A 19,456-nucleotide genomic window follows, 5' to 3' on the forward strand; every position below is an offset into this window, starting at 1 on the left:
AGAAACAAATGAACAGAATTCCGATTATTCTGGATGGTGATCCGGGGCATGACGATGCCATTGCCTGGGTGCTGGCAAATGCCAGCCCGGCACTGGAGATCAAAGCGGTAACGACCTGCTGCGGAAACCAGACCATCGAAAAAACAACATATAATGCACAGCGGATTTGTACGCTGATCGATCTGCATGTGCCAACGGCAAAAGGAAGAAGACGTCCTTTGGTTTCCGAGCCAATTATCGCTCCTACCGTACACGGGGAATCTGGGCTGGATGGCCCTGCGCTGCCAGAACCTGATTTTGAACTGGTTCCCATGACAGCGGTTGAGCTGATGGCGAAAGTATTGCGGGAAAGTGAAGAACCTGTTACATTGGTTCCTACAGGCCCTTTGACAAATGTGGCGGCTCTTTTGATCGCGCATCCTGAATTGAAAGCAAATATCAGACAGATTTCTTTGATGGGCGGCGGCGTGCAATACGGAAACTGGACCCCTGCGGCAGAATTCAATATTCTGGTAGACCCGGAAGCAGCCAAGATTGTATTTGAATCCGGGATTCCCATTATCATGGCGGGGCTGGATGTAACAGAAAAGGCATTGATTAAGCCTTATGATTTTGAACGGATCCGCGCTGTTGGCAATCCTGTGGCAAAGGTTGTTGCCGAATGGCTGGATTTCTTCTATCAGTTCCATATCAAAATGGGCTATGAAGGTGCCCCTGTGCATGATGCAGTGGCAGTGGCGGCTCTGATCCATCCTGAAATTATGGATATGAAAGAATTGTATGTAGAAGTGGAAACAGAAGGCGATTTCTGCAAAGGCGCAACGATTGCCGATTTCCGTGGTTCCAAGGGGAAAGCACCCAATGCAAAGGTTATCATGGGAATCGATCGGGATGCTTTTGCCGATTTGCTGGTGGAAGCTGCAAAAGCTTATGGGGAGGTGACAAAATGAATAAAATCCCTGTAATTATTGACTGTGATCCCGGGGTAGATGATACCCTGGCGCTGATGCTGGCTCACCAGATGGAGGAATTGGATATCAAGGCGATTACAACGGTGGCAGGCAATGCGCCCATTGCATATACATTCCGGAATGGCAGAAACGTAATGGATTATATTGGGGCGCAAGTCCCTGTTTATAAAGGGGCAGAGAAGCCTTTGCTGCGTACCTTGCAGACAGCGGCTCATATCCATGGCGAAGATGGCATGGGCGGCGTTGTTCTTCCTGCCAGCAAGCAGTCTGTGGAATCAGAAGCGGCTTGGGATGCCATTCACCGCATCGCTGCAGAAGAAAAGGGAGAATTGACCCTGATCGCTGTTGGCCCTATGACGAATATTGCCATTGCTTTGTCCAAATATGAGGATATGAAAGATCTCATCAAACGGATTGTTATCATGGGCGGTGCGGCTATTGGCGGCAATGTGACTCCCTGTGCGGAATTCAATATCTATGAAGACCCGGAAGCGGCAGAAATGATGTTTACCTCCGGTATTCCTGTATATATGTGCGGCTTGGATGTAACGATGGAAGCATACATGAGCAGAGCGGAGATCGAAAAGCTGATGGCACTGGGCAGCAAAGAAGCGAAGCTTTTCCACGATGTGGAACAGAAAGCACTGGCTTTTTATGATGAGATGGGCAGACCTGGCGTTGCACTCCATGACCCTACGGCAGTGTTGTTTGCAGCATATCCGGAACTGTTTCAGGGGGAATGGTGCGGTGTTCATGTGGAAACAAAAGGAAAGATCACATCCGGCAAAACGGTGACCGACCTGTACAGTGATAAGCAGTTCGATACACATAATACATTTATCGTGACAAAAGTTGACCGTGAAGCTTTTGTACAGAAAATATTTGACCTAATGGCAAACTATTAAAAAAGGTCGGGGAAGTTTCCCCGACTTTTTCTTTTACCGATTATGATATTTTACGAAGGCTTCCAATGCGGTGATAATCTCATTTTTTTCGCCTGTCATAGCTAGATTTTCTCCGTCTACGTAATTGCCGATGCTTTCGGAAGTATCTCCGTCATAAGGAACCACATTATTGAGGATAGAAGCAGTTTTGATACCCCGCAAACGGCCAATGGTGAAAAGAGCTGCTGTTTCCATATCAGAGCCGAAAACACCTTGCTTTGCCCAGTAGGAATAGATGTTACTTTCCTCTCCCGTATAGAAGCTGTCGTGGCTTCTGGCAATGCCGATATGATAGGGGAATCCGTTTTCTTTTGCCGCTTCCATGCAGAAAAAGAGCAGCTCTGCATCTGGTATAGCAGGATATTGAGGGGCAATATACGCTTTGGATGCGCCATCATCGCGAACAGCGCCATTTACGAGGAGAAGATCGCCTACTTTTAATTCTGGCTGCAAAGTACCGCAGCTGCCGATTCGGATCATTCCTTCTACGCCAATATTATGCAGTTCTTCTATGGCAATACCTGTGGATGCGCCGCCAATGCCTGTAGAAATCGCAAGGATACGAACCCCTTTGTATTCACCCACCAAAGAGCGATATTCCCGATTGAAGGCCAGCTCCTGCACGTTTTCCAAATAAGGGGCGATACGATCTAAACGGGCAGGATCGCCGGGCAGAAGTGCATATTTTGCGTTGATACTTTCGTCTAACTGGATATGAGGCTGTACATTTCCCATGGTTTTTCCTCCTTTAAAACAAAATTGATGCGATTACTACCAATTTACACGATTTTCAGGAAAAATGCAATGTAAGCCCTCTGTTGCTGGGAAGCATTTGAAGAATATACCATGTTATGTTATACTGAAATACGAAGGAAAAAGGGTGAGGAGGAAGAAACATGTATATCCTTTTACTGGTATTGGCGGGCATTTTGCAGGGGTGTATGACTTCTCTGAATGCACAGCTGGGAAATTATTACAGCTTATTTGGCATTTGCTTTTTCGTGCACATCATCGCAATGATACTTTTGATGGTATATATTAAAGGAAAAGAAAAAAAGAAATTTTCTTTCCGCGGGGCGCCCTGGTATGTCTACTTAGTAGGACTTATGGGCGTCAGTATGGTTGCCTCCAGCAGCTGGGTAACGCTTCGCATTGGCGCAACGGCCATGATGAGCCTTTCCGTCATTGGACAGATGGTTTCTTCTGCAATGGTGGATCATTTTGGTTGGTTTGGCGTGGAAAAACAGAAATTTACGCTGAAACAACTGCCTTGCTATCTTTTGGTATTGGCAGGTATTTTATGTGTTGTAAACGGGTAAGGGGGAGAATCGATGATTTTTTATCTGACGGCGATTGCTAATGGGTTTTTGAATACATTCAACCGTATGACGAATGTAAAGGCAAAGCAATGCCTGGGGACAACCAATGGTACCCTTATCAACTATGTGGAAGCAACGATCATCGCCTTTGTATTGATTTTTCTGACGGGAAATGGAGCAGAGCTGAAATGGGCTCATGTGAAAGAAGTCCCTCTTCTATTTTATTTGGGGGCACTCTGCGGTTTGGTCGCTATGATTTTTCTTGTGATTGGTACGCCAAAAGCAGGGGCGATGCTTTCTTCTGTATTGATGCTGATTGGTCAGCTTAGCACATCGATTGTATTGGATTATATATTTTTTGAAGAATTCAGCATGATTCGCGTAGCAGGTATTTTCCTGATTATCGTAGGGATTGCCTGGAGAGACAAACTGAAAGAAAAATCAGCTTGATTGCCGAAAAAAGGAGGATTTTGCAGTGAAAATTTTGAATTTTGGTTCTTTAAATCTGGATTATGTATATGATGTAGATCATTTTGTATTGCCGGGAGAAACGATGTCCTCTTTACATCTGTTCATCAATTGCGGCGGGAAGGGGCTGAATCAATCCATTGCGGCGGCGAAGGCAGGCAATGCAGTTTATCATGCGGGTATTGTTGGTTCCGGCGGAGACATGCTGGTAAAAGAATTGGAAAAAAACGGTGTAGATGTCTCTTTTATGCAGACCATCGATCAGCCCAATGGGCACGCGATCATTCAGGTAGACCGGAAGGGGCAGAACTGCATTCTTCTTTATGGTGGCACGAATCAAATGTTGACAAAAGAATATATTGATGCAACACTGAATGCCTTTGGCAATGAAGGCTTGGTTTTACTGCAGAATGAAACAAATTTGGTGGGGTATATTATTGAAGAAGCCCATAAACGGGGCTTGCAGACAGCTTTGAACGCTGCCCCCATGAATGAAAAAGTATTGGGCTATCCTTTGGATAAACTGGATTGGCTCATTGTCAACGAGGTGGAGGGGAGCCAGATTGCCGGATGCAGACCGGAAGATGATATCCTGCCGATTTTAAAAGAAAAATATCCCCATTGCAGCATTCTGCTGACATTGGGCAGCCGCGGTGCATGCTGCTGTCATCAGGGGGAAACATACAGCATTCCCTGTCATCGGGTGAATGTGGTCGATACCACAGCTGCAGGGGATACCTTCAGCGGGTATTTTTTGTATTCCATGCTGAATGGGGGCACAGTGCCAGAAGCGCTGCAATTGGCCAGCGCGGCCAGCGCCATTGCCATTGGCAAAAAGGGCGCAGCCGACTCTGTTCCTATGAAGGTGGATTTGGAAGAAGCTTTGAAAAACGGCATATTAAAAGAATTGCCGGTAGAAAAGATTGATTAAGGGGGATTTGAGATGAAAACAGTATTGTTTGTAGATTGCTGCATCCGCAGGGAAGGTTCCCGCTCAAAGGAGTTGGCAGATTTTTTTATTGGGGAATTGGAAAAAACAGGAGAATATAAAATCGAAACGATTTGCCTGATGGATGAAAATCTTTCCTATTTTTGCGATGGGTTCTTTTTCCGGCGGGAAAGATTATTGGAATCCGGTGAAATGGAACACCCTCGTTTCCGCTATGCCCACCAGTTTGCAGAAGCAGATAAAATTGTCATTGCGGCGCCTTTCTGGGATCTGAGCTTTCCCGCGCTGCTGAAAGTATATATTGAAAACTTGTGCGTGGATGGGATTACTTTTCACAGCGGTGCAGAAGGCCTGGTTGGTCTTTGTAAGGCAGATCATATGGTGTATTTGACAACCAGAGGCGGCATTTATGCTGATTCTGATATGGAAATGGGCTCTGCTTATCTGGAAAAGATGTGCAGATTCTTTGGGATCGACCGCTATGACTGTGTAGCAGCGGAAGGCCTGGATATTGGTGCATGGCCTGTGGAAGAGCTTTTGGGGCAGGCCAAAGGGCGTGCAGCAGAAGTCGCAAAAACATTTTAAGAAAGAAGGCAGAAGAATGGAAAATATGATGAAGGCTGTTGTATATAAAGGGAAGGGCGAAGTAGTTTTAGAGGACAGACCCATGCCACAAATCCAAAAGGATACAGATGTTGTGGTGAAGGTGACGCTTTCTTCCATTTGCTCCAGTGATTTACATATCAAACATGGTGCGGTGCCCAGAGCAAAGGAAAATACCGTTTTAGGGCATGAATTTGTTGGTATCATCACAGAAGCAGGTGCAGGTGTGAAGAAATTCAAAGTTGGTGATCGTGTTTCTGTAAATGTGGAAACCTTCTGTGGGGAATGCTATTTCTGTAAGCGAGGCTATGTCAATAACTGTGTCCATGGCGGCTGGGAGCTGGGCTGCCGTATTGATGGCGGGCAGGCAGAATATGCCCGCATTCCGATGGCGGATCAGGCGTTGACACTGATTCCTGAGGATGTGACAGATGAAGCGGCTCTGTTCAATGGCGACATTTTGGCAACAGGCTATTGGGCAGCCCAGGTGGCTGGTTTAAAGCCTGCGGATACTGTTGTTGTTCTGGGGGCAGGCCCTACGGGGATGTGTACCCTGATGAGCATTCAGCTCTATAGCCCTGCCAAGGTCATTGTTGTAGATATCAGCGACGAAAGATTGCAGTTGGCGAAAGCGCAGGGGCTTGCAGATGTGATTTTGAATCCAAAACATAGCAATGTGGAAGAGGAAGTGCTTAAACTGACAGAAGGCCGGGGGGCAGACCGTGTCTTTGAAGTAGCTGGTACAATGGATACCTTTGAAATGGCCTGGAAAGTGGCAAGACCTAATGCCATTGTGGTTGTAGTTGCCCTGTATGAAGAGGCAGTTTCTATTCCTCTGCACCTGATGTATGGCAAAAATCTGACTTTTATCACAGGGGGTGTGGATGCCAATTCCTGTGACGATATTATGACCATGGTGCAGAGCGGTAAAATCGATACAAGCTGTCTTATCACCCATAAAAGACCATTGAACGATATCATGGAAGGCTACCGTATCTTTGAAAACAAATTAGATGGTGTCATCAAATGGGTTATTACACCTTATGAACGATAATGGAGTAGAAGCGGTATAACGAAAGTTATACCGTTTTTGTCAGGAGGGGTTCTATGAAGATTTTTCATATCAGCGACTTGCATCTGGGCAAGCGGGTATATGATTTTTCTATGTTGGAAGAGCAGAAAGAACTGCTCTGTGCGATATTGGGCAGAATAGAGGAAGAAAAGCCGGATGTGCTTTTGATCAGCGGAGATGTCTATGATAAGCCCGTACCGCCGGTAGAAGCCGTACGCCTGCTGGATGATTTTCTGACGGAACTTGCCAAACGGGAATTGCATACATATCTGATTGCGGGTAACCACGACTCTGCCCAGCGGCTGGAATTTGGGAAGAATATCTTCGGAAAAAATAATATCCATATTGCGGGCAGCATCAGCGAAAAAATGGAACATTTTACGGAAACGGATGCCTTTGGAACTGTGGATATCTGGCTGCTGCCATTTTTTAAACCTGCCCATGCGAATGGGTTGTTTATAGATACTGTATTTTCTTCTTACACAGAAGCGGCAAAAGCACTGCTGGAACAGGCGGAAGTGGATTTTTCCAAAAGAAATATTATCCTTGCCCACCAATTTGTAACATGGAAAGGCACAGCGGAGCGCAGTGATTCAGAGACGCTTTCTTTGGGTGGCGTGGATGAGATTGATGCCAGTCTGTTTTTTCCCTTTGATTACACGGCTTTGGGGCATTTACATAGCCCACAGCCCATGGGAAAGGATACTGTACGCTACGCAGGTTCCCTGATGCCTTATTCTTTTTCAGAAATTCGCCAGAAGAAAGGCATTACTGTGGTGACATTGAAAGAAAAAGGGGATATCACTTTTGATTTTATTCCCTTGGAAACAAAACGGCATTTTCGGGAGATCAAAGGGCCTTTGCGGGAATTGCTCAAAGCGGCAAAGGATATGGGAGGTTCAGAGGATTATATCCGCTGCATCCTGACAGACCAAGAGGCTTTGCTGGACCCCGTCGGGCAGCTGCGGAGTGTTTATCCCAATTTGATGACCCTGGAATTTGATAAAAGGGAAATGACATACGAACAGGAAATAAATGTAGATACAGAAGATATTCGACCTGATGAGTTATTTTCCCTATTCTTTGAAAAGCAGAATGATAAGGAAATGAATGAAGTTCAGCAAAAATTGCTGCAGAAAATCTGGAAAGGATTGGAGGAGGAAGCATGAAACCATTATATTTGACCATTTCGGCCTTTGGTCCCTTTGCAGAAAAAACGGAGATTTCCTTTGAAAAATTAGGAAAACAAGGCCTGTTTTTGATCAGCGGTGACACAGGCGCCGGGAAAACGACTTTATTCGATGCCATATGCTTTGCGCTTTTTGGGGAGGTCAGCGGTTCCAATCGTGGGATTGATAGTCTGCGAAGCGATTTTGCTCAGCCTACTACAAAGACCTATGTAGAATTCATTTTTTCCCATATGGGAAAGCAATATCGGGTGGTGCGGAATCCTGCTTATCAAAGACCAAAACTGCGCGGCGATGGCATGACGATGGAAACAGCGGAAGCGGCTCTGTACCAAGAAAAAGGACACGAGAAGGAGACTTTGGCAACAGGCTTTACGCCTGTGAAAAATGAGATCGAGAAGCTGCTTGGAGTAGATGCCAAACAATTCAAGCAGATCTGCATGATTGCCCAGGGGGAATTTTTGAAATTACTCTATGCTGACAGTGCAGAGAGAGGCGGCATTTTCCGTAAGGTGTTCCATACGGATCTGTTTGCAGATTTCCAGAAGCGGCTGAAGGAAGCGGAAAAAGAAAAACGTCTTGATTTGGAGGATAGTGAAAAACGCCTTTTGCAGTATCTGAAACAAATGACAGGAGAGAATCTGGAAAAAAGCGACCTTTTCCGCGGGGAAGAACTCCTTTCTGAACAGGAAGAACTTCTGGATATGATGGAAAAGACATTACAAAAAGCGGAAGATGAAGTGGCAAGAATAGAGAAAGAATTGCACCGATTGGAAAGGGAGATTACCGAAGGGAAAGAAACGGAGCAGCTTTTTGCAAGAGAAGCCGATGCCCGTAGAAACTGGCTGAACCAGGAAGCACTGACAGAAAAAAAACAAGCAGAGACAGCCTATCTGAAAAAACAGCGAATTGCATTGGATATCGTCTATCCTTTGGAACAAAAGCTGCAAACAGCAAAAGAAGCCTGCACAAACTGGAAAAAAAAATTTGCGGAAAATGCAGAAAAGCAGAAGCAAGCAGAGAAAAAGCTGGCAGGATTTTCTCTGCAAAAGCAGGCTTTGGATGGGGAAAAGCCACAGCTGGAAGAAAAGCGAAATCTGCTTCGCAAATTGACAGAGGAACAGGAACGCTATCAGCAGAAAGAAGCCCTGGAGAAGGAACTGCAAAGCATTTCCCAAAAGAAAGCTGCGTTGGAAGAACAGCTTTCTGAAAAAAAAGAACGGCTGACGGAGCAAAAGAAGCAACTGGAAGAATGGAGCAACAGTCTTTTTGGATTAGAGAAGCTTTCTGCGGAGATCAAACTTCAGGAACAGGAAACAGCACAAAAAAACGCGCGAATTGAAAGTATCGAAACTCTTTTGGCACAAAAAGAGGATATTCTGAAAAAAGATGTAGCGTTGCGTAAACTGAAGCAGAACTATTTTGCGGCAGAGGCAGAATGGAAGCTGGCGAAGGAAGATGCCGATCAGGCAGAGACCCTTTTTCTGCGAGAACAGGCAGGTTTTTTGGCAGAAGGGCTGGAAGAAGGTATGGCATGCCCGGTCTGTGGTTCCATGCATCACCCGGATAAGGCAAAATTGACAGGAACCGCCCCTACAGAAGCGGAGTGGAAAGCGAAAAAAGCATTTTTGGAAACCGCAGCGCAAAAGCGGCAGACACTTTCGGAGCAAGGAAAAGGAGAAAGAGAAAAGCTGACTTTGCTGAAAGAAACTTTTCTGGCGGGATGCGAACAAATAGGCGTTGCTACGGAAAAGTTAGAAGCGGAAAAGGAAACTGCGGAAGCTGCGCTGCATGAGGAAAAAAAGGCACTTCTCAATTTGCAGAAAGAATTTGCTTCGATAGAAGCCCTTCGCCCCAAAAAAGAAAAATTGGAAAAGACGATTGCAGGGGCAGAAAAGACTGTTGCAGAGCTGGAAGAAGCGACAGCGACGGTGACTTCTGTTTTTCGGCAAAAGCAGGGGGAATACGGGCTGCTGCAGGAACAACTGGGAGATACCTCCGTTTCCCAATTGCAGGAAAAATGTGCATTTTTGCAGGGAGAACTTTCCCGGGCAGAGGAAGCAGAATCCCGCCTGAATGATGCTGTGCAGATATGCAGAGAGGAAAAGGAACGAGCCATCGCCTTGAAGGAACAGGCAGAACGAGAAGCAACAGAAGCAGGAAAAACACTGGAAGAAGCAGAAAAGAATTTTTTGCAGGCGCTTGCAGAAAATGGCTTTGCGGCGCAGACAGACTATGCTTCTGCCCTGACAAAGCGCTCTGCTTTGGAACAGGCCGAAGCAGAAAACCGAAAGTTATTTGTAGACTTGGAATTGCTGAAGCGGACGGCGGAAGGGCTGCGGCAAGAATGTGAAAAGAAAGAAAAAAAAGAACTCACTGCTTTGGAAGAAGCCAAAAAAGAGCTTTCCAAAGAAAAGGAAGGCTTCAAATCGGCAGCGGATGAAGCCCGCGGGAAAGCAGCGGTTCTGCGCAATTTGCTGCAAAATGCAAAAAAAGAACTGGCCCAGAGGGAAAAAGCAGAAAAAGAATTTTTGCCTATTTCTGAACTTTCCAGAACAGCCAACGGCGAACTGCCGGGAAAAGACAAGATTGCTTTTGAACAGTTTGTGCAGGGTTTTTATTTCCAGAAGATCTTGCGGGCGGCAAATCTGCGCTTGAAGGATATGACAGAAGGACGATATCTTCTGCTCCATTTGCAAAAAGCAGCAAATAAACGTTCTCAGGCGGGACTGGAGGTGGAAGTACTGGATCATTACACCGGGAAGAGCCGCTCGGTTCGTTCTCTTTCCGGCGGGGAAGCTTTTAAGGCATCCCTTTGCCTTGCTTTGGGGCTTTCTGATGTGATACAGGCATACGCTGGCGGTGTGCGTATTGATACGATGTTTATTGATGAGGGCTTTGGTTCTTTGGATGACCATTCCAGAGAACAGGCTGTGGAAGTATTGCAGAAATTGTCCTACGGGGACAGATTGGTGGGGATCATTTCTCATGTTTCCGAGTTAAAAGAAACCATTGAAAAGAAGATCATTGTAAAAAAAGGCAGTGCCGGCAGCACTGTCGAAATAAAAGGATAAAGGAAAAGCTCTACATGATTCGTGTAGAGCTTTTTTCATCTATCTTCCTTTCGGATAAAAAGCAGCCCGCAGACCAAAAGCAAAAGGATATTGCAATATACAGCTGAAAGATTTCCGCTGTGCTTGGTTACCAGGGCACCTATGCCGGCACCCAAAATAAAGAAAAAAATCACGCCATAATATTTTATGCTTTTGCTCCGCAGTTCCTTATCTTTGCTTTGGGTATAGCGGAAGAACATCTCTGTTCCGCTGCGGAGATTCCCAGTACACATGGTGGTGGCATAGGGCAGGCCATGAACCTTGCGGAAGCTTTGCGCCTGCATGGAACATACGAAGGAAACCAATGTATTGGCCACCAAATCATTTGTACCGCCTAAAGGCAGCCAGGCTACGATGAATAGAATCAGGATTTCAAAAAGCAGAACAATTTGGCGCCAGTGTATCTTTGGCAGGGGCAGAACGAATTTTTTGATCCATTCATCTACGAAGATCCCCAGCACAAAGGCAGTGATGGGAATGAAATAGGAGAGAGCCTGCAGCCATTCTCCCTCCGCCAGATGCAGCCCAAACAGAACGATATTGCCTGTCTGTGCATTGGCGAAAACATGCCCCCTTGCCACATAGGTATAGGCATCCAAAAAGCCGCCGACAATCGCCAGCATGGAAGCAATGAGGAATGAATCTGACATTTGACGCTTAGAATATATCATCATAAAGGCCTCTTTTCTTTATAACAAATATTTTCGATCCAAAGAACGATATTGGAGCACCTCCAGCAGGTGTTTCAGAGAAATTTGATCTTCTCCTGCCAAATCGGCTGCGGTACGGGCTAATTTTAATATTTTATGATATGCTCTTGCGCTCAGTTCCATCCGTTCAAAGGCGGTACGCAGAACTTCTTTATCTTTCGGCTGCAGGGAACAGTATTTTTCAATCTGTGCGGCATTCATTTGGGCGTTGAAGAAAATAGCATCGTTTTTGAAGCGTTCCAACTGAATTTTATGGGCACGAACAACTCTTTCCTTGATAGATGCGGAGGATTCGGCAGGGGTGGCATTATCTAAGTCCTCGTAAGCTACGGGGGGCATTTCTACCATTAGGTCGATCCGATCCAGCAAAGGGCCGCTGATCTTTCGATGGTATTTCATAATTTCATTGGCAGAACAATGACATTTTTCACTGTTGCCAAGATAGCCGCAGGGGCATGGATTCATGGCCGCTACCAGCATGAAATCAGAAGGAAAGGTCAGTGTGCCGTTGACACGGGCGATGGTAACTTTGCCATCCTCCAAAGGCTGACGCATGACTTCCAGAGCGTTTCTTTGAAATTCCGGCAATTCATCCAAAAAAAGAACGCCATGATGTGCCAGAGAAATTTCCCCTGGTCTGGGAATCCGTCCGCCGCCGGTCAGGGCAGAGGCGGAAATGGTATGATGCGGAGAACGGAAGGGCCTTGTTTTCACAAGGGCATTCTTTTCTTTTAGCAAACCGGCCACGCTGTAAATTTTTGTAATTTCAATGCTTTCTTCAAAGCTCAAATCAGGAAGAATCGTAGGCAAACGCTTTGACAGCATGGATTTCCCAGAACCGGGAGGCCCGATCAATAAGATATTATGACCGCCCGCTGCGGCAATCTCCATGGCACGTTTGGCATTTTCCTGTCCTTTTACATGGGCAAAATCCAGTTTTTCCAACGCTTCTTCTTTTGGAGAACGGAAAGGATCGGTTGTTGTTTGAAACGGTGTGATTTGTTTTTTGCCGGAGAGGTGATTCACAATTTCCTGTATCGTTTGAACGGGATAAACGGTCATCCCTTCCACCAAAGCCGCTTCAGCAGCATTTTCCGCAGGAACGAAGCATTTGAAAACACCTCTGCGATAAGCATCATACATCATAGGCAGAACGCCATTGACAGGGCGGACAGAACCATCCAAAGAGAGTTCTCCGGTGATAATGGCATCTTCCAGTTGAGCATGGGGGAATAGATTACAGGCAGACAGAATGCCCAAAGCGATGGGCAAATCGAAGGAAGCCCCTTCTTTTTTTGTATCGGCAGGGGCAAGATTGACCGTGATTCTTTTTACCGGAAAGGAAAAATTAGAATTACGGATAGCAGTTCTCACTCTTTCCCGGGATTCTTTTACAGCAGAATCGGGCAGACCGACGATATCAAATGCAGGCAGACCGTTGCTTAGGTCTACTTCAACCTCTACAGGATAGCTGTCGATTCCCATAAGGGCAGCTGATTTTATGATAGAAAGCATTTTTTCAGCCTCTTTTCTTAGAAATTTGTTTTTATCATATCAACTTTTACCAAAAAGTGCAATCAGATATCAAAATTCCTACTATATAATAAGTTATTTTTGCTGAAATTGCGTTGTTCAAAAAAATTTGGTATTGAATTTTAATAGGAAAGGATTTATAGTATAGGTCGTAACTCAGAAAAGGGGAAGGAGTGTTCGCATGGAAGAATTTTATCTAATGTGGTTGTCCCGCATAGAGGGCATTGGCTTTAAACGGGCACAGCAGCTTCTGGAACACTTCGGCAGTGCGGAAGCCATCTGGTATGCAGAACCTGCAGAAATCAGGAAGGCTTTCCCGGATAAAATGGGTGAATTGCTCATTGCATCCAGAGATGAATGTCAATTGAATGAATGGATCATCGAGCTGGAGGAGAAGCAGATCGATTTCTATTCCTATTGGCATCCCCGTTATCCTAAAATGCTGAAAGAAATCTATCATCCTCCTCTGGGGATTTATGTACGAGGAGAGCTGCCCGATGATGAGATTGATACAGTAGCTATCATCGGCGCCAGAAAATGATCCCGCTACGGCGCAAAGGTTGCCTATGAGATTGCGAAAGATTTGGGCAAGACAAATGTCATTGTTGTCAGCGGCATGGCCCGAGGAATCGACAGCGAAGGGCATAGAGGCATTCTGGATGGCGGAGGCAAGACAATTGCGGTTCTTGGCTGCGGCGTAGATATCTGCTATCCTTCTGAGAATCGGGAATTGATGGAACGTATTATAGAAAATGGCTGCATTGTTTCTGAATATCCGCCTGGTATGCCGGCAGTACCCGGCAATTTCCCTGCCAGAAATCGTATTATTGCCGGTTTGAGTAAAATGGTGGTTGTAGTTGAAGCGGGAAAGAAAAGCGGTACGCTGATTACGGCGGATATGGCACTGGAATATGGCAGAGATGTCTATGTTGTTCCGGGGAATGTCACCAGTGCGTTGAGTTATGGCACAAATGCTCTGATCAAACAGGGCTGTCCCATCATTACAGAGGGCAAAGATATTTTGATGTCTTTGGGGATTACTTACAAAGAAGAAGAAAAAGAAAAGTTTCAGACTAAAACAGCGGAGCATATTTCCGCGGAAGAAAAAGAAGTTTACGACTTGATTGAAGCTGATACGCCGGTTCAGGCGGAAGCCTTGTGCAGAAAGCTGCATAAAGAAATTCAGGAAGTGCAATATATCTTATCTCTGTTGGAATTGTCGGGGTATATCGTAAAAGTTCCCCAGGCAGGCTATATCAGAGAAAGTTGAAATTGAGGTGATAAGTTTGGCAACAGCAGCCACAGCGGAAACAAAGAAACCGACAGAAAAAAAACCTGTGACAAAAAAAGTAACGGCGAAAAAAGCCGCAAAAACAGGAAAAAAATATCTTGTGATCGTTGAATCTCCGGCAAAAGCTGCCACCATTGGCAAATTTTTGGGAAGCAATTACAAGATTGAAGCATCCATGGGGCATATCCGCGATATGCCGAAAAGCCAGATGGGGATTGATTTTGAAAATGATTTTGAGCCGAAATATATTACCATTCGCGGAAAGGGGGAGCTTTTGAGCAAGCTGCGCAAAGATGCGAAAGCTGCTGATAAAGTATATCTGGCAACTGACCCGGACCGTGAAGGGGAAGCCATTAGCTGGCATCTGCTTCACGCCCTCAATCTTGGGGATGAAAAGCCCATTAGTCGTATTACATTTAACGAGATCACAAAAACAGCAGTGAAAAAATCGATTACGGAAGCCAGAGATATTGACATGGATCTGGTAGATGCCCAGCAGGCACGCCGTGTTTTGGACAGAATGGTGGGCTATACCATCAGCAATCTGCTTTGGAAAAAGGTGAAGAAGGGGCTGAGCGGCGGCCGTGTGCAGTCCGTTGCTTTGCGTCTCATCTGCGACAGAGAGGATGAGATCAGAGATTTCATTCCGGAAGAATACTGGACACTGGGTGTCAAATTGAAAGATGCAGACGGCAAAGGCTTTGAGGCAAAATTCTATGGTAAAAATGATGAGAAAATGGAGCTTGCCAATGAAGCAGAAACAAACGAAGTGCTGGCCGCTCTGGAAGGTAAAGAGTTTGAGATTACAGAGGTGAAAACAGGCAGCAGACAGAAAAAGCCCGTTGCGCCTTTTACTACAAGTACCATGCAGCAGGAGGCCAGCAAGCACCTGAACATGGCGACCCAGAAAACCATGATGATTGCCCAGCAGCTGTATGAAGGGGTCAATGTGAAAGGAGAGGGCACTGTCGGTCTGGTTTCCTATATCCGTACAGACTCTTTCCGTATTTCTGATGAAGCCTATGAAGCAGCAGTGGCATTTATCAAAGAAACATATGGGGATGCCTTTGTAAATCCTGAACGCATCATCTATAAATCAAAGGGGAAAACACAGGATGCCCACGAAGCGATCCGCCCTACAAATGTGAACAGAACGCCTGACAGCATCAAGGATTCCTTATCCAAAGATCAGTATCGCCTTTATAAGCTGATCTGGGAACGCTTTGTTGCCAGCCAGATGAGCTCTGCTCTGTATGATACCCTTTCTGTCAAGCTGACAGCAGGGGAGTATAATTTCCGGGCATCCGGTTCCAGACTGCGTTTTGCCGGTTTCCTGGAAGTTTATAACAAAGGGGAGGAAGAAGATGAAAAAGTCATTCCTAAGCTTTCGGAAGGAGATAAGCTGAAGGCAGATAAATTGCTGCCGGAGCAGCATTTTACCCAGCCCCCTGCCAGATATACAGATGCTTCCCTGATCAAGACCCTGGAAGAGATCGGCGTCGGTAGACCTTCTACCTATGCGCCTACTTTGACAACGATTCAGGCCCGTCATTATGTGACAAAGGAAGCGAAAAATCTTTTCCCTACAGAATTGGGGGAATTGGTGGATGATATTATGAAAGAATATTTCCCTGATATTGTGGATATTGATTTTACAGCTCACATGGAAGAACGTCTGGATGATGTGGAAATGGGCAAGGAAGAATGGAAACAGATCATCCGTGATTTCTATCCTGGCTTTAAAGAAAGCGTGGAAAATGCCACAGAAAAGCTGGAAAAAGTAGAGATCAAGGATGAGGAAAGCGATGTCATCTGTGAAAAATGCGGCAGAAAAATGGTCATCAAATATGGCAGATACGGTAAATTTTTGGCATGTCCCGGATTTCCTGAATGTCAAAATGCAAAGCCCTATTTTGAAGAAGCCGGTGTGAATTGCCCGGAATGCGGCGGGAAGGTTCTCATTAAAAAAACCAAAAAAGGGCGTGTTTATTACGGCTGCGAGCATAATCCGGATGAATGCAGCTTCATGAGCTGGAATAAGCCGACCGGGGAAAAATGTCCCAGATGCGGTTCTTTCCTAGAAGAAAAGGGCAAAAAGAATCCGAAGATCGTATGTTCCAATGCGAAGTGTGGCTTTGTACAAGAAAAACCGATAGAAGAGGGCACAGAGTAATTGGAATGGAAAAGAACAACTATTTTTTCTCTTATTTTTCAAAAAAATGAGGAAAAGTAGTTGTTTTTTGATTTCTGATGTGCTATAATCCCATAGGTAACTTTTAGTACACACGTATCCCCAGAGAGAGGATTGGTGCTGACAAGGGTCAGTTATCCTACGGTAAGGATGCGGAGGATGAACCAATAGGAGGTGCGCTATGAGCGTAATTTCAATGAAACAGTTATTAGAAGCTGGTGTACACTTTGGTCACCAGACAAGAAGATGGAACCCTAAAATGGCTGAATACATCTTCGCAGAAAGAAATGGCATCTACATCATCGACCTGCAGAAAACAGTTAAAAAAGTAGATGAAGCTTATGCAGCAATCTGCAGCTGCATCGCAGAAGGCGGCGAAATCCTGTTTGTAGGTACAAAGAAACAGGCACAGGAATGTATTCGTGAAGAAGCTGAAAGATGTGGTATGTACTACGTTAACCAGAGATGGCTGGGCGGTATGCTGACAAACTTCACAACAATCAAAACAAGAATTGCAAGACTGAAAGATCTGGAAAAAATGCAGGAAGACGGTACATTCGATGTACTGCCCAAAAAAGAAGTTGCAAAACTGATGCATGAAATGGAAAAACTGCAGAAAAACGTTGGCGGTATCAAGGAAATGAAAAAAGTTCCCGATATGATGTTCATCGTTGATACAAGAAAAGAAAGAATCGCTGTTCAGGAGGCTCACACACTGGGTATCCCCACAGTAGCTATCGTAGATACAAACTGCGATCCCGATGAAATCGATTATGTAATCCCCGGTAACGATGACGCTATCCGTGCGGTAAAACTGATCGCTTCCAAAGTAGCTGATGCAGTTCTGGAATCCAAACAGGGTGAACAGGAAACAGCTGAAACAGTAGAAGCTGAATAATTTGAAAAAGGCATTTGCCCGAGCTTCAGCCTAAAACGGGCTGAAGCTCTTTCTTTTTGAATAAAGCGCTAAAAATTCATTTGCAGAGCAAATGAGGATAGCCCGAAGGGCTGTGAGCCTGCAAGGGCAACCGGAGTAAGGCGAAGCTATACAGATATTTTATGAAGACAACGGAAATATGGAGGGAAAAAACATGGCTATTACAGCAGGTATGGTAAAAGAACTGAGAGAAATGACAGGCGCAGGTATGCTGGATTGCAAAAAAGCGCTGACAGAAGCTGACGGCAACATGGACAAAGCAGTGGAACTGCTGAGAGAAAAAGGCCTGGCTGCATCCGCGAAAAAAGCTGGCCGTATCGCTTCCGAAGGTATGGTTGAAATCTTCCTGAGCGATGACAATAAAATTGGTGCTATCGTAGAAGTTAACTCTGAAACAGACTTCGTTGCAAAGAATCAGGTATTCAGAGACTATGTTGCAGCAGTTGCAAAACAGGCTTCCGAAACAACAGCAACAGACATCGATGCTTTCTTCGCAGAAAAATGGGATCTGGATCCTCAGTTCACAGTTAAAGAAGCACTGTCTCAGCAGGTAGCTGTAATCGGTGAAAACCTGAACATCAGACGTTTTGAAAAATATGAAAAAGCACAGGCTGGCAAACTGGTTTCCTATATCCACGGCGGCGGCAGAATCGGCGTTCTGATCGAACTGGCTTGCGAAAATGAAGCAGACGAACTGGTTGAACTGGGCAAAAACATTGCTATGCAGATTGCAGCGTTGAACCCTAAATTCATTTCCGAAAAAGATGTTCCCGCTGATTTCATCGCAAAAGAAACAGAAATCCTGACAGTACAGGCAAAGAATGACCCTAAAAACGCTAAGAAACCTGACAACATCATTGCTAAGATGATCGAAGGCAGACTGAAAAAAGAATTGAAAGAATTCTGCCTGGTTGAACAGCCTTATGTAAAAGATACAGATATGTCTGTACAGCAGTACATTGATTCTGTAGCAAAAACAGTTGGCGCACCTATTGAAATCACAAGATACGTTCGTTTTGAAACAGGCGAAGGTATGGAAAAGAAAGAAGAAAACTTTGCTGATGAAGTTGCAAAAGCAATGAACTAATTTCGATAAATAGGATATGGTGTCTTTTCGCTGAAGGTATGATATTTCAGTTCTTAAATAATTGAATATTTAGTGGCTATTTATTATATTTTAGTAAGTGAAATAGTAAGAAGGGTACTGTTTATTGTGCAAACAATAATAGTACCCTTTTCTGTTATTTTGCTTTGGCAAGATATCTGATTGATATCTTTTGTAAGAAAAGCAGATCAAGAAGAAAGTATCGAATTGCCTTGAGACAATTTGTTAAAAAATGGAATGCTGTTCTATATAATGAAATTACAAAAAGTTCTTAATATTATACTATCATTCTAGATAACGGAACAAAGAGGAAGTGTATATGGTAGGTAAAAAGGTAGTACATCATCTGATAATGAGCGCAAAAGATGCACATTATGTTGGCGGTCTGGTAAATGGTGCCAGAATTGTAGACCAGTGGGGCGATGTTGGTACAGAGCTGATGGTTAATGTAGACGGCGACATTAGCCTGTTCCTGGGCTACGAAAAAATCGAATTCCTGTCTCCTGTATATGTAGGTGACTTCATGGAATATCATGGTTGGATCGAAAAAGTAGGCAATCAGTCCTATACCTGCAAATTTGAAGCATGGAAGATTACAACACAGCTGGACAGAACAGATGCAGACCTGAGCGGCGTGGAAACACCCGGCACAGCAGCAACAGCTTGTGAACCTCCCGTACTGTGCGGCAGAGCAACAGGCAGCCTGTACATTGCGAAGAAAGACCAGAGAGGTCCTCACAATTTTAAAAATACGATCACAAGAAAGGAGAACTTGAATCTGTTGCATTTTTTATTTCAAGGTCTCTAAAAAAATGTGCTTATAATTTGTTTGGTTTGGTAATAGCAATTTGGTAATATCAATAATGTAAAAAAATAGGAAAGGGCAATTCTCTTCTTATTGAAGGAAATTGCCCTTTTTTATTTGAAATCATAATTTGGTTTTAATTCGTTACTGAGCCTTTCTGCTTTTTCAGTATAGCAGTTTTCTTTTGTACATTACCATTTGGTAAGATAGTGTCAATAATTTTTCGCAAATTTAATTCCTGCCGTTCAGTAGATGGCA

Annotated in this window: 17 protein-coding genes and 1 pseudogene; 15 read left to right on the top strand and 3 right to left on the bottom strand. The window is 44.7% G+C overall.

From position 1 onward, the window contains the following. Positions 1 to 8 precede the first annotated feature (8 nt). Positions 9 to 950 carry a nucleoside hydrolase gene (locus tag ACI39P_RS09710; RefSeq protein ID WP_439720474.1) on the top strand — a complete coding sequence of 314 codons (942 nt, stop codon included), beginning with the start codon at positions 9 to 11 and terminating at the stop codon, positions 948 to 950. Next, positions 947 to 1,876: a nucleoside hydrolase gene (locus ACI39P_RS09715; RefSeq protein WP_439720475.1), complete on the top strand. Its 930-nt coding sequence runs from the start codon at positions 947 to 949 to the stop codon at positions 1,874 to 1,876. Before ACI39P_RS09710 ends, ACI39P_RS09715 begins: the two co-directional genes overlap by 4 nt. A 33-nt stretch (positions 1,877 to 1,909) precedes the next feature. Here ACI39P_RS09715 and ACI39P_RS09720 read toward each other — a convergent pair whose 3' ends face one another. Next, positions 1,910 to 2,650, bottom strand: coding sequence for a nucleoside phosphorylase (locus tag ACI39P_RS09720; protein ID WP_439720476.1), 741 nt, complete (start codon positions 2,648 to 2,650; stop codon positions 1,910 to 1,912). A 161-nt stretch (positions 2,651 to 2,811) separates the two neighbouring features. On the opposite strand from ACI39P_RS09720, the gene ACI39P_RS09725 reads away from it, so the two are divergent. The 7 genes from ACI39P_RS09725 to ACI39P_RS09755 are packed head-to-tail and all read left to right on the top strand — an operon-like array spanning position 2,812 to position 10,587. After that, entirely contained in the window at positions 2,812 to 3,234 is a 423-nt protein-coding gene (locus ACI39P_RS09725; RefSeq protein ID WP_439720477.1) for a DMT family transporter, read from the top strand. Between the two features lie 12 nt (positions 3,235 to 3,246). Further along, entirely contained in the window at positions 3,247 to 3,684 is a 438-nt protein-coding gene (locus ACI39P_RS09730; protein ID WP_439720478.1) for a DMT family transporter, read from the top strand. A 25-nt stretch (positions 3,685 to 3,709) separates the two neighbouring features. Further along, positions 3,710 to 4,633: a PfkB family carbohydrate kinase gene (locus tag ACI39P_RS09735; RefSeq protein ID WP_439720479.1), complete on the top strand. Its 924-nt coding sequence runs from the start codon at positions 3,710 to 3,712 to the stop codon at positions 4,631 to 4,633. A gap of 12 nt (positions 4,634 to 4,645) precedes the next feature. Continuing rightward, positions 4,646 to 5,236 (top strand): NAD(P)H-dependent oxidoreductase, encoded by a 591-nt coding sequence (locus ACI39P_RS09740; protein WP_439720480.1) that lies wholly within the window; start codon positions 4,646 to 4,648, stop codon positions 5,234 to 5,236. A gap of 28 nt (positions 5,237 to 5,264) precedes the next feature. Next, positions 5,265 to 6,308 carry an alcohol dehydrogenase gene (locus ACI39P_RS09745; protein WP_439720489.1) on the top strand — a complete coding sequence of 348 codons (1,044 nt, stop codon included), beginning with the start codon at positions 5,265 to 5,267 and terminating at the stop codon, positions 6,306 to 6,308. A 53-nt stretch (positions 6,309 to 6,361) separates the two neighbouring features. Then, entirely contained in the window at positions 6,362 to 7,495 is a 1,134-nt protein-coding gene (locus ACI39P_RS09750; RefSeq protein ID WP_439720482.1) for an exonuclease SbcCD subunit D C-terminal domain-containing protein, read from the top strand. Next, on the top strand, positions 7,492 to 10,587 hold the full coding sequence (locus tag ACI39P_RS09755; protein ID WP_439720483.1) for an SbcC/MukB-like Walker B domain-containing protein: 3,096 nt from the start codon (positions 7,492 to 7,494) through the stop codon (positions 10,585 to 10,587). The genes ACI39P_RS09750 and ACI39P_RS09755 overlap by 4 nt, the downstream gene beginning before the upstream one ends. A gap of 35 nt (positions 10,588 to 10,622) precedes the next feature. Here ACI39P_RS09755 and ACI39P_RS09760 read toward each other — a convergent pair whose 3' ends face one another. Together ACI39P_RS09760 and ACI39P_RS09765 are read right to left on the bottom strand one after the other, a co-directional pair. Next, positions 10,623 to 11,300: a DUF1275 family protein gene (locus ACI39P_RS09760; protein WP_439720484.1), complete on the bottom strand. Its 678-nt coding sequence runs from the start codon at positions 11,298 to 11,300 to the stop codon at positions 10,623 to 10,625. 15 nt (positions 11,301 to 11,315) lie between these two features. Beyond that, the gene (locus tag ACI39P_RS09765) at positions 11,316 to 12,851 is read right to left on the bottom strand and encodes a YifB family Mg chelatase-like AAA ATPase (protein ID WP_439720485.1); all 1,536 of its coding nucleotides are present in this window, start codon (positions 12,849 to 12,851) and stop codon (positions 11,316 to 11,318) included. Positions 12,852 to 13,194: 343 nt separating this feature from the next. Here ACI39P_RS09765 and dprA point away from each other — a divergent pair. The 6 genes and pseudogenes from dprA to ACI39P_RS09795 form a co-directional block, all read left to right on the top strand. Continuing rightward, positions 13,195 to 13,887, top strand: a pseudogene (dprA, locus tag ACI39P_RS09770) (DNA-processing protein DprA); the annotation flags it as partial. Positions 13,888 to 13,893: 6 nt separating this feature from the next. Then, a complete protein-coding gene (locus tag ACI39P_RS09775) occupies positions 13,894 to 14,139 on the top strand; it encodes a DprA-like winged helix domain-containing protein (protein ID WP_439720490.1) in 246 nt (81 codons plus the stop codon). A gap of 67 nt (positions 14,140 to 14,206) precedes the next feature. Next, positions 14,207 to 16,333, top strand: coding sequence for a type I DNA topoisomerase (gene topA, locus ACI39P_RS09780; protein WP_439720491.1), 2,127 nt, complete (start codon positions 14,207 to 14,209; stop codon positions 16,331 to 16,333). Between the two features lie 199 nt (positions 16,334 to 16,532). Further along, positions 16,533 to 17,249, top strand: coding sequence for a 30S ribosomal protein S2 (gene rpsB / locus ACI39P_RS09785; RefSeq protein WP_439720486.1), 717 nt, complete (start codon positions 16,533 to 16,535; stop codon positions 17,247 to 17,249). A 193-nt stretch (positions 17,250 to 17,442) separates the two neighbouring features. Beyond that, on the top strand, positions 17,443 to 18,375 hold the full coding sequence (tsf, locus tag ACI39P_RS09790) for a translation elongation factor Ts (RefSeq protein ID WP_439720487.1): 933 nt from the start codon (positions 17,443 to 17,445) through the stop codon (positions 18,373 to 18,375). A gap of 337 nt (positions 18,376 to 18,712) precedes the next feature. Further along, positions 18,713 to 19,201: a hotdog domain-containing protein gene (locus tag ACI39P_RS09795; protein WP_439720488.1), complete on the top strand. Its 489-nt coding sequence runs from the start codon at positions 18,713 to 18,715 to the stop codon at positions 19,199 to 19,201. The last annotated feature ends 255 nt before the right edge of the window (positions 19,202 to 19,456 follow it).

This window comes from Anaerotignum sp. (assembly GCF_051877975.1).
Taxonomy (GTDB): domain Bacteria; phylum Bacillota; class Clostridia; order Lachnospirales; family Anaerotignaceae; genus Anaerotignum_A.

What these genes read in the sequence shown, in the direction of transcription:
- ACI39P_RS09795 (WP_439720488.1), top strand. Translation starts at nt 18,713, where the DNA reads ATGGTAGGTAAAAAGGTAGTACATCATCTGATAATGAGCGCAAAAGAT.
- ACI39P_RS09745 (WP_439720489.1), top strand. Translation starts at nt 5,265, where the DNA reads ATGAAGGCTGTTGTATATAAAGGGAAGGGCGAAGTAGTTTTAGAGGAC.
- ACI39P_RS09750 (WP_439720482.1), top strand. Translation starts at nt 6,362, where the DNA reads ATGAAGATTTTTCATATCAGCGACTTGCATCTGGGCAAGCGGGTATAT.
- tsf (WP_439720487.1), top strand. Translation starts at nt 17,443, where the DNA reads ATGGCTATTACAGCAGGTATGGTAAAAGAACTGAGAGAAATGACAGGC.
- ACI39P_RS09740 (WP_439720480.1), top strand. Translation starts at nt 4,646, where the DNA reads ATGAAAACAGTATTGTTTGTAGATTGCTGCATCCGCAGGGAAGGTTCC.
- ACI39P_RS09775 (WP_439720490.1), top strand. Translation starts at nt 13,894, where the DNA reads ATGTCTTTGGGGATTACTTACAAAGAAGAAGAAAAAGAAAAGTTTCAG.
- ACI39P_RS09760 (WP_439720484.1), bottom strand. Translation starts at nt 11,300, where the DNA reads ATGATGATATATTCTAAGCGTCAAATGTCAGATTCATTCCTCATTGCT.
- ACI39P_RS09765 (WP_439720485.1), bottom strand. Translation starts at nt 12,851, where the DNA reads ATGCTTTCTATCATAAAATCAGCTGCCCTTATGGGAATCGACAGCTAT.
- ACI39P_RS09720 (WP_439720476.1), bottom strand. Translation starts at nt 2,650, where the DNA reads ATGGGAAATGTACAGCCTCATATCCAGTTAGACGAAAGTATCAACGCA.
- ACI39P_RS09710 (WP_439720474.1), top strand. Translation starts at nt 9, where the DNA reads ATGAACAGAATTCCGATTATTCTGGATGGTGATCCGGGGCATGACGAT.
- ACI39P_RS09715 (WP_439720475.1), top strand. Translation starts at nt 947, where the DNA reads ATGAATAAAATCCCTGTAATTATTGACTGTGATCCCGGGGTAGATGAT.
- ACI39P_RS09755 (WP_439720483.1), top strand. Translation starts at nt 7,492, where the DNA reads ATGAAACCATTATATTTGACCATTTCGGCCTTTGGTCCCTTTGCAGAA.
- rpsB (WP_439720486.1), top strand. Translation starts at nt 16,533, where the DNA reads ATGAGCGTAATTTCAATGAAACAGTTATTAGAAGCTGGTGTACACTTT.
- ACI39P_RS09725 (WP_439720477.1), top strand. Translation starts at nt 2,812, where the DNA reads ATGTATATCCTTTTACTGGTATTGGCGGGCATTTTGCAGGGGTGTATG.
- ACI39P_RS09730 (WP_439720478.1), top strand. Translation starts at nt 3,247, where the DNA reads ATGATTTTTTATCTGACGGCGATTGCTAATGGGTTTTTGAATACATTC.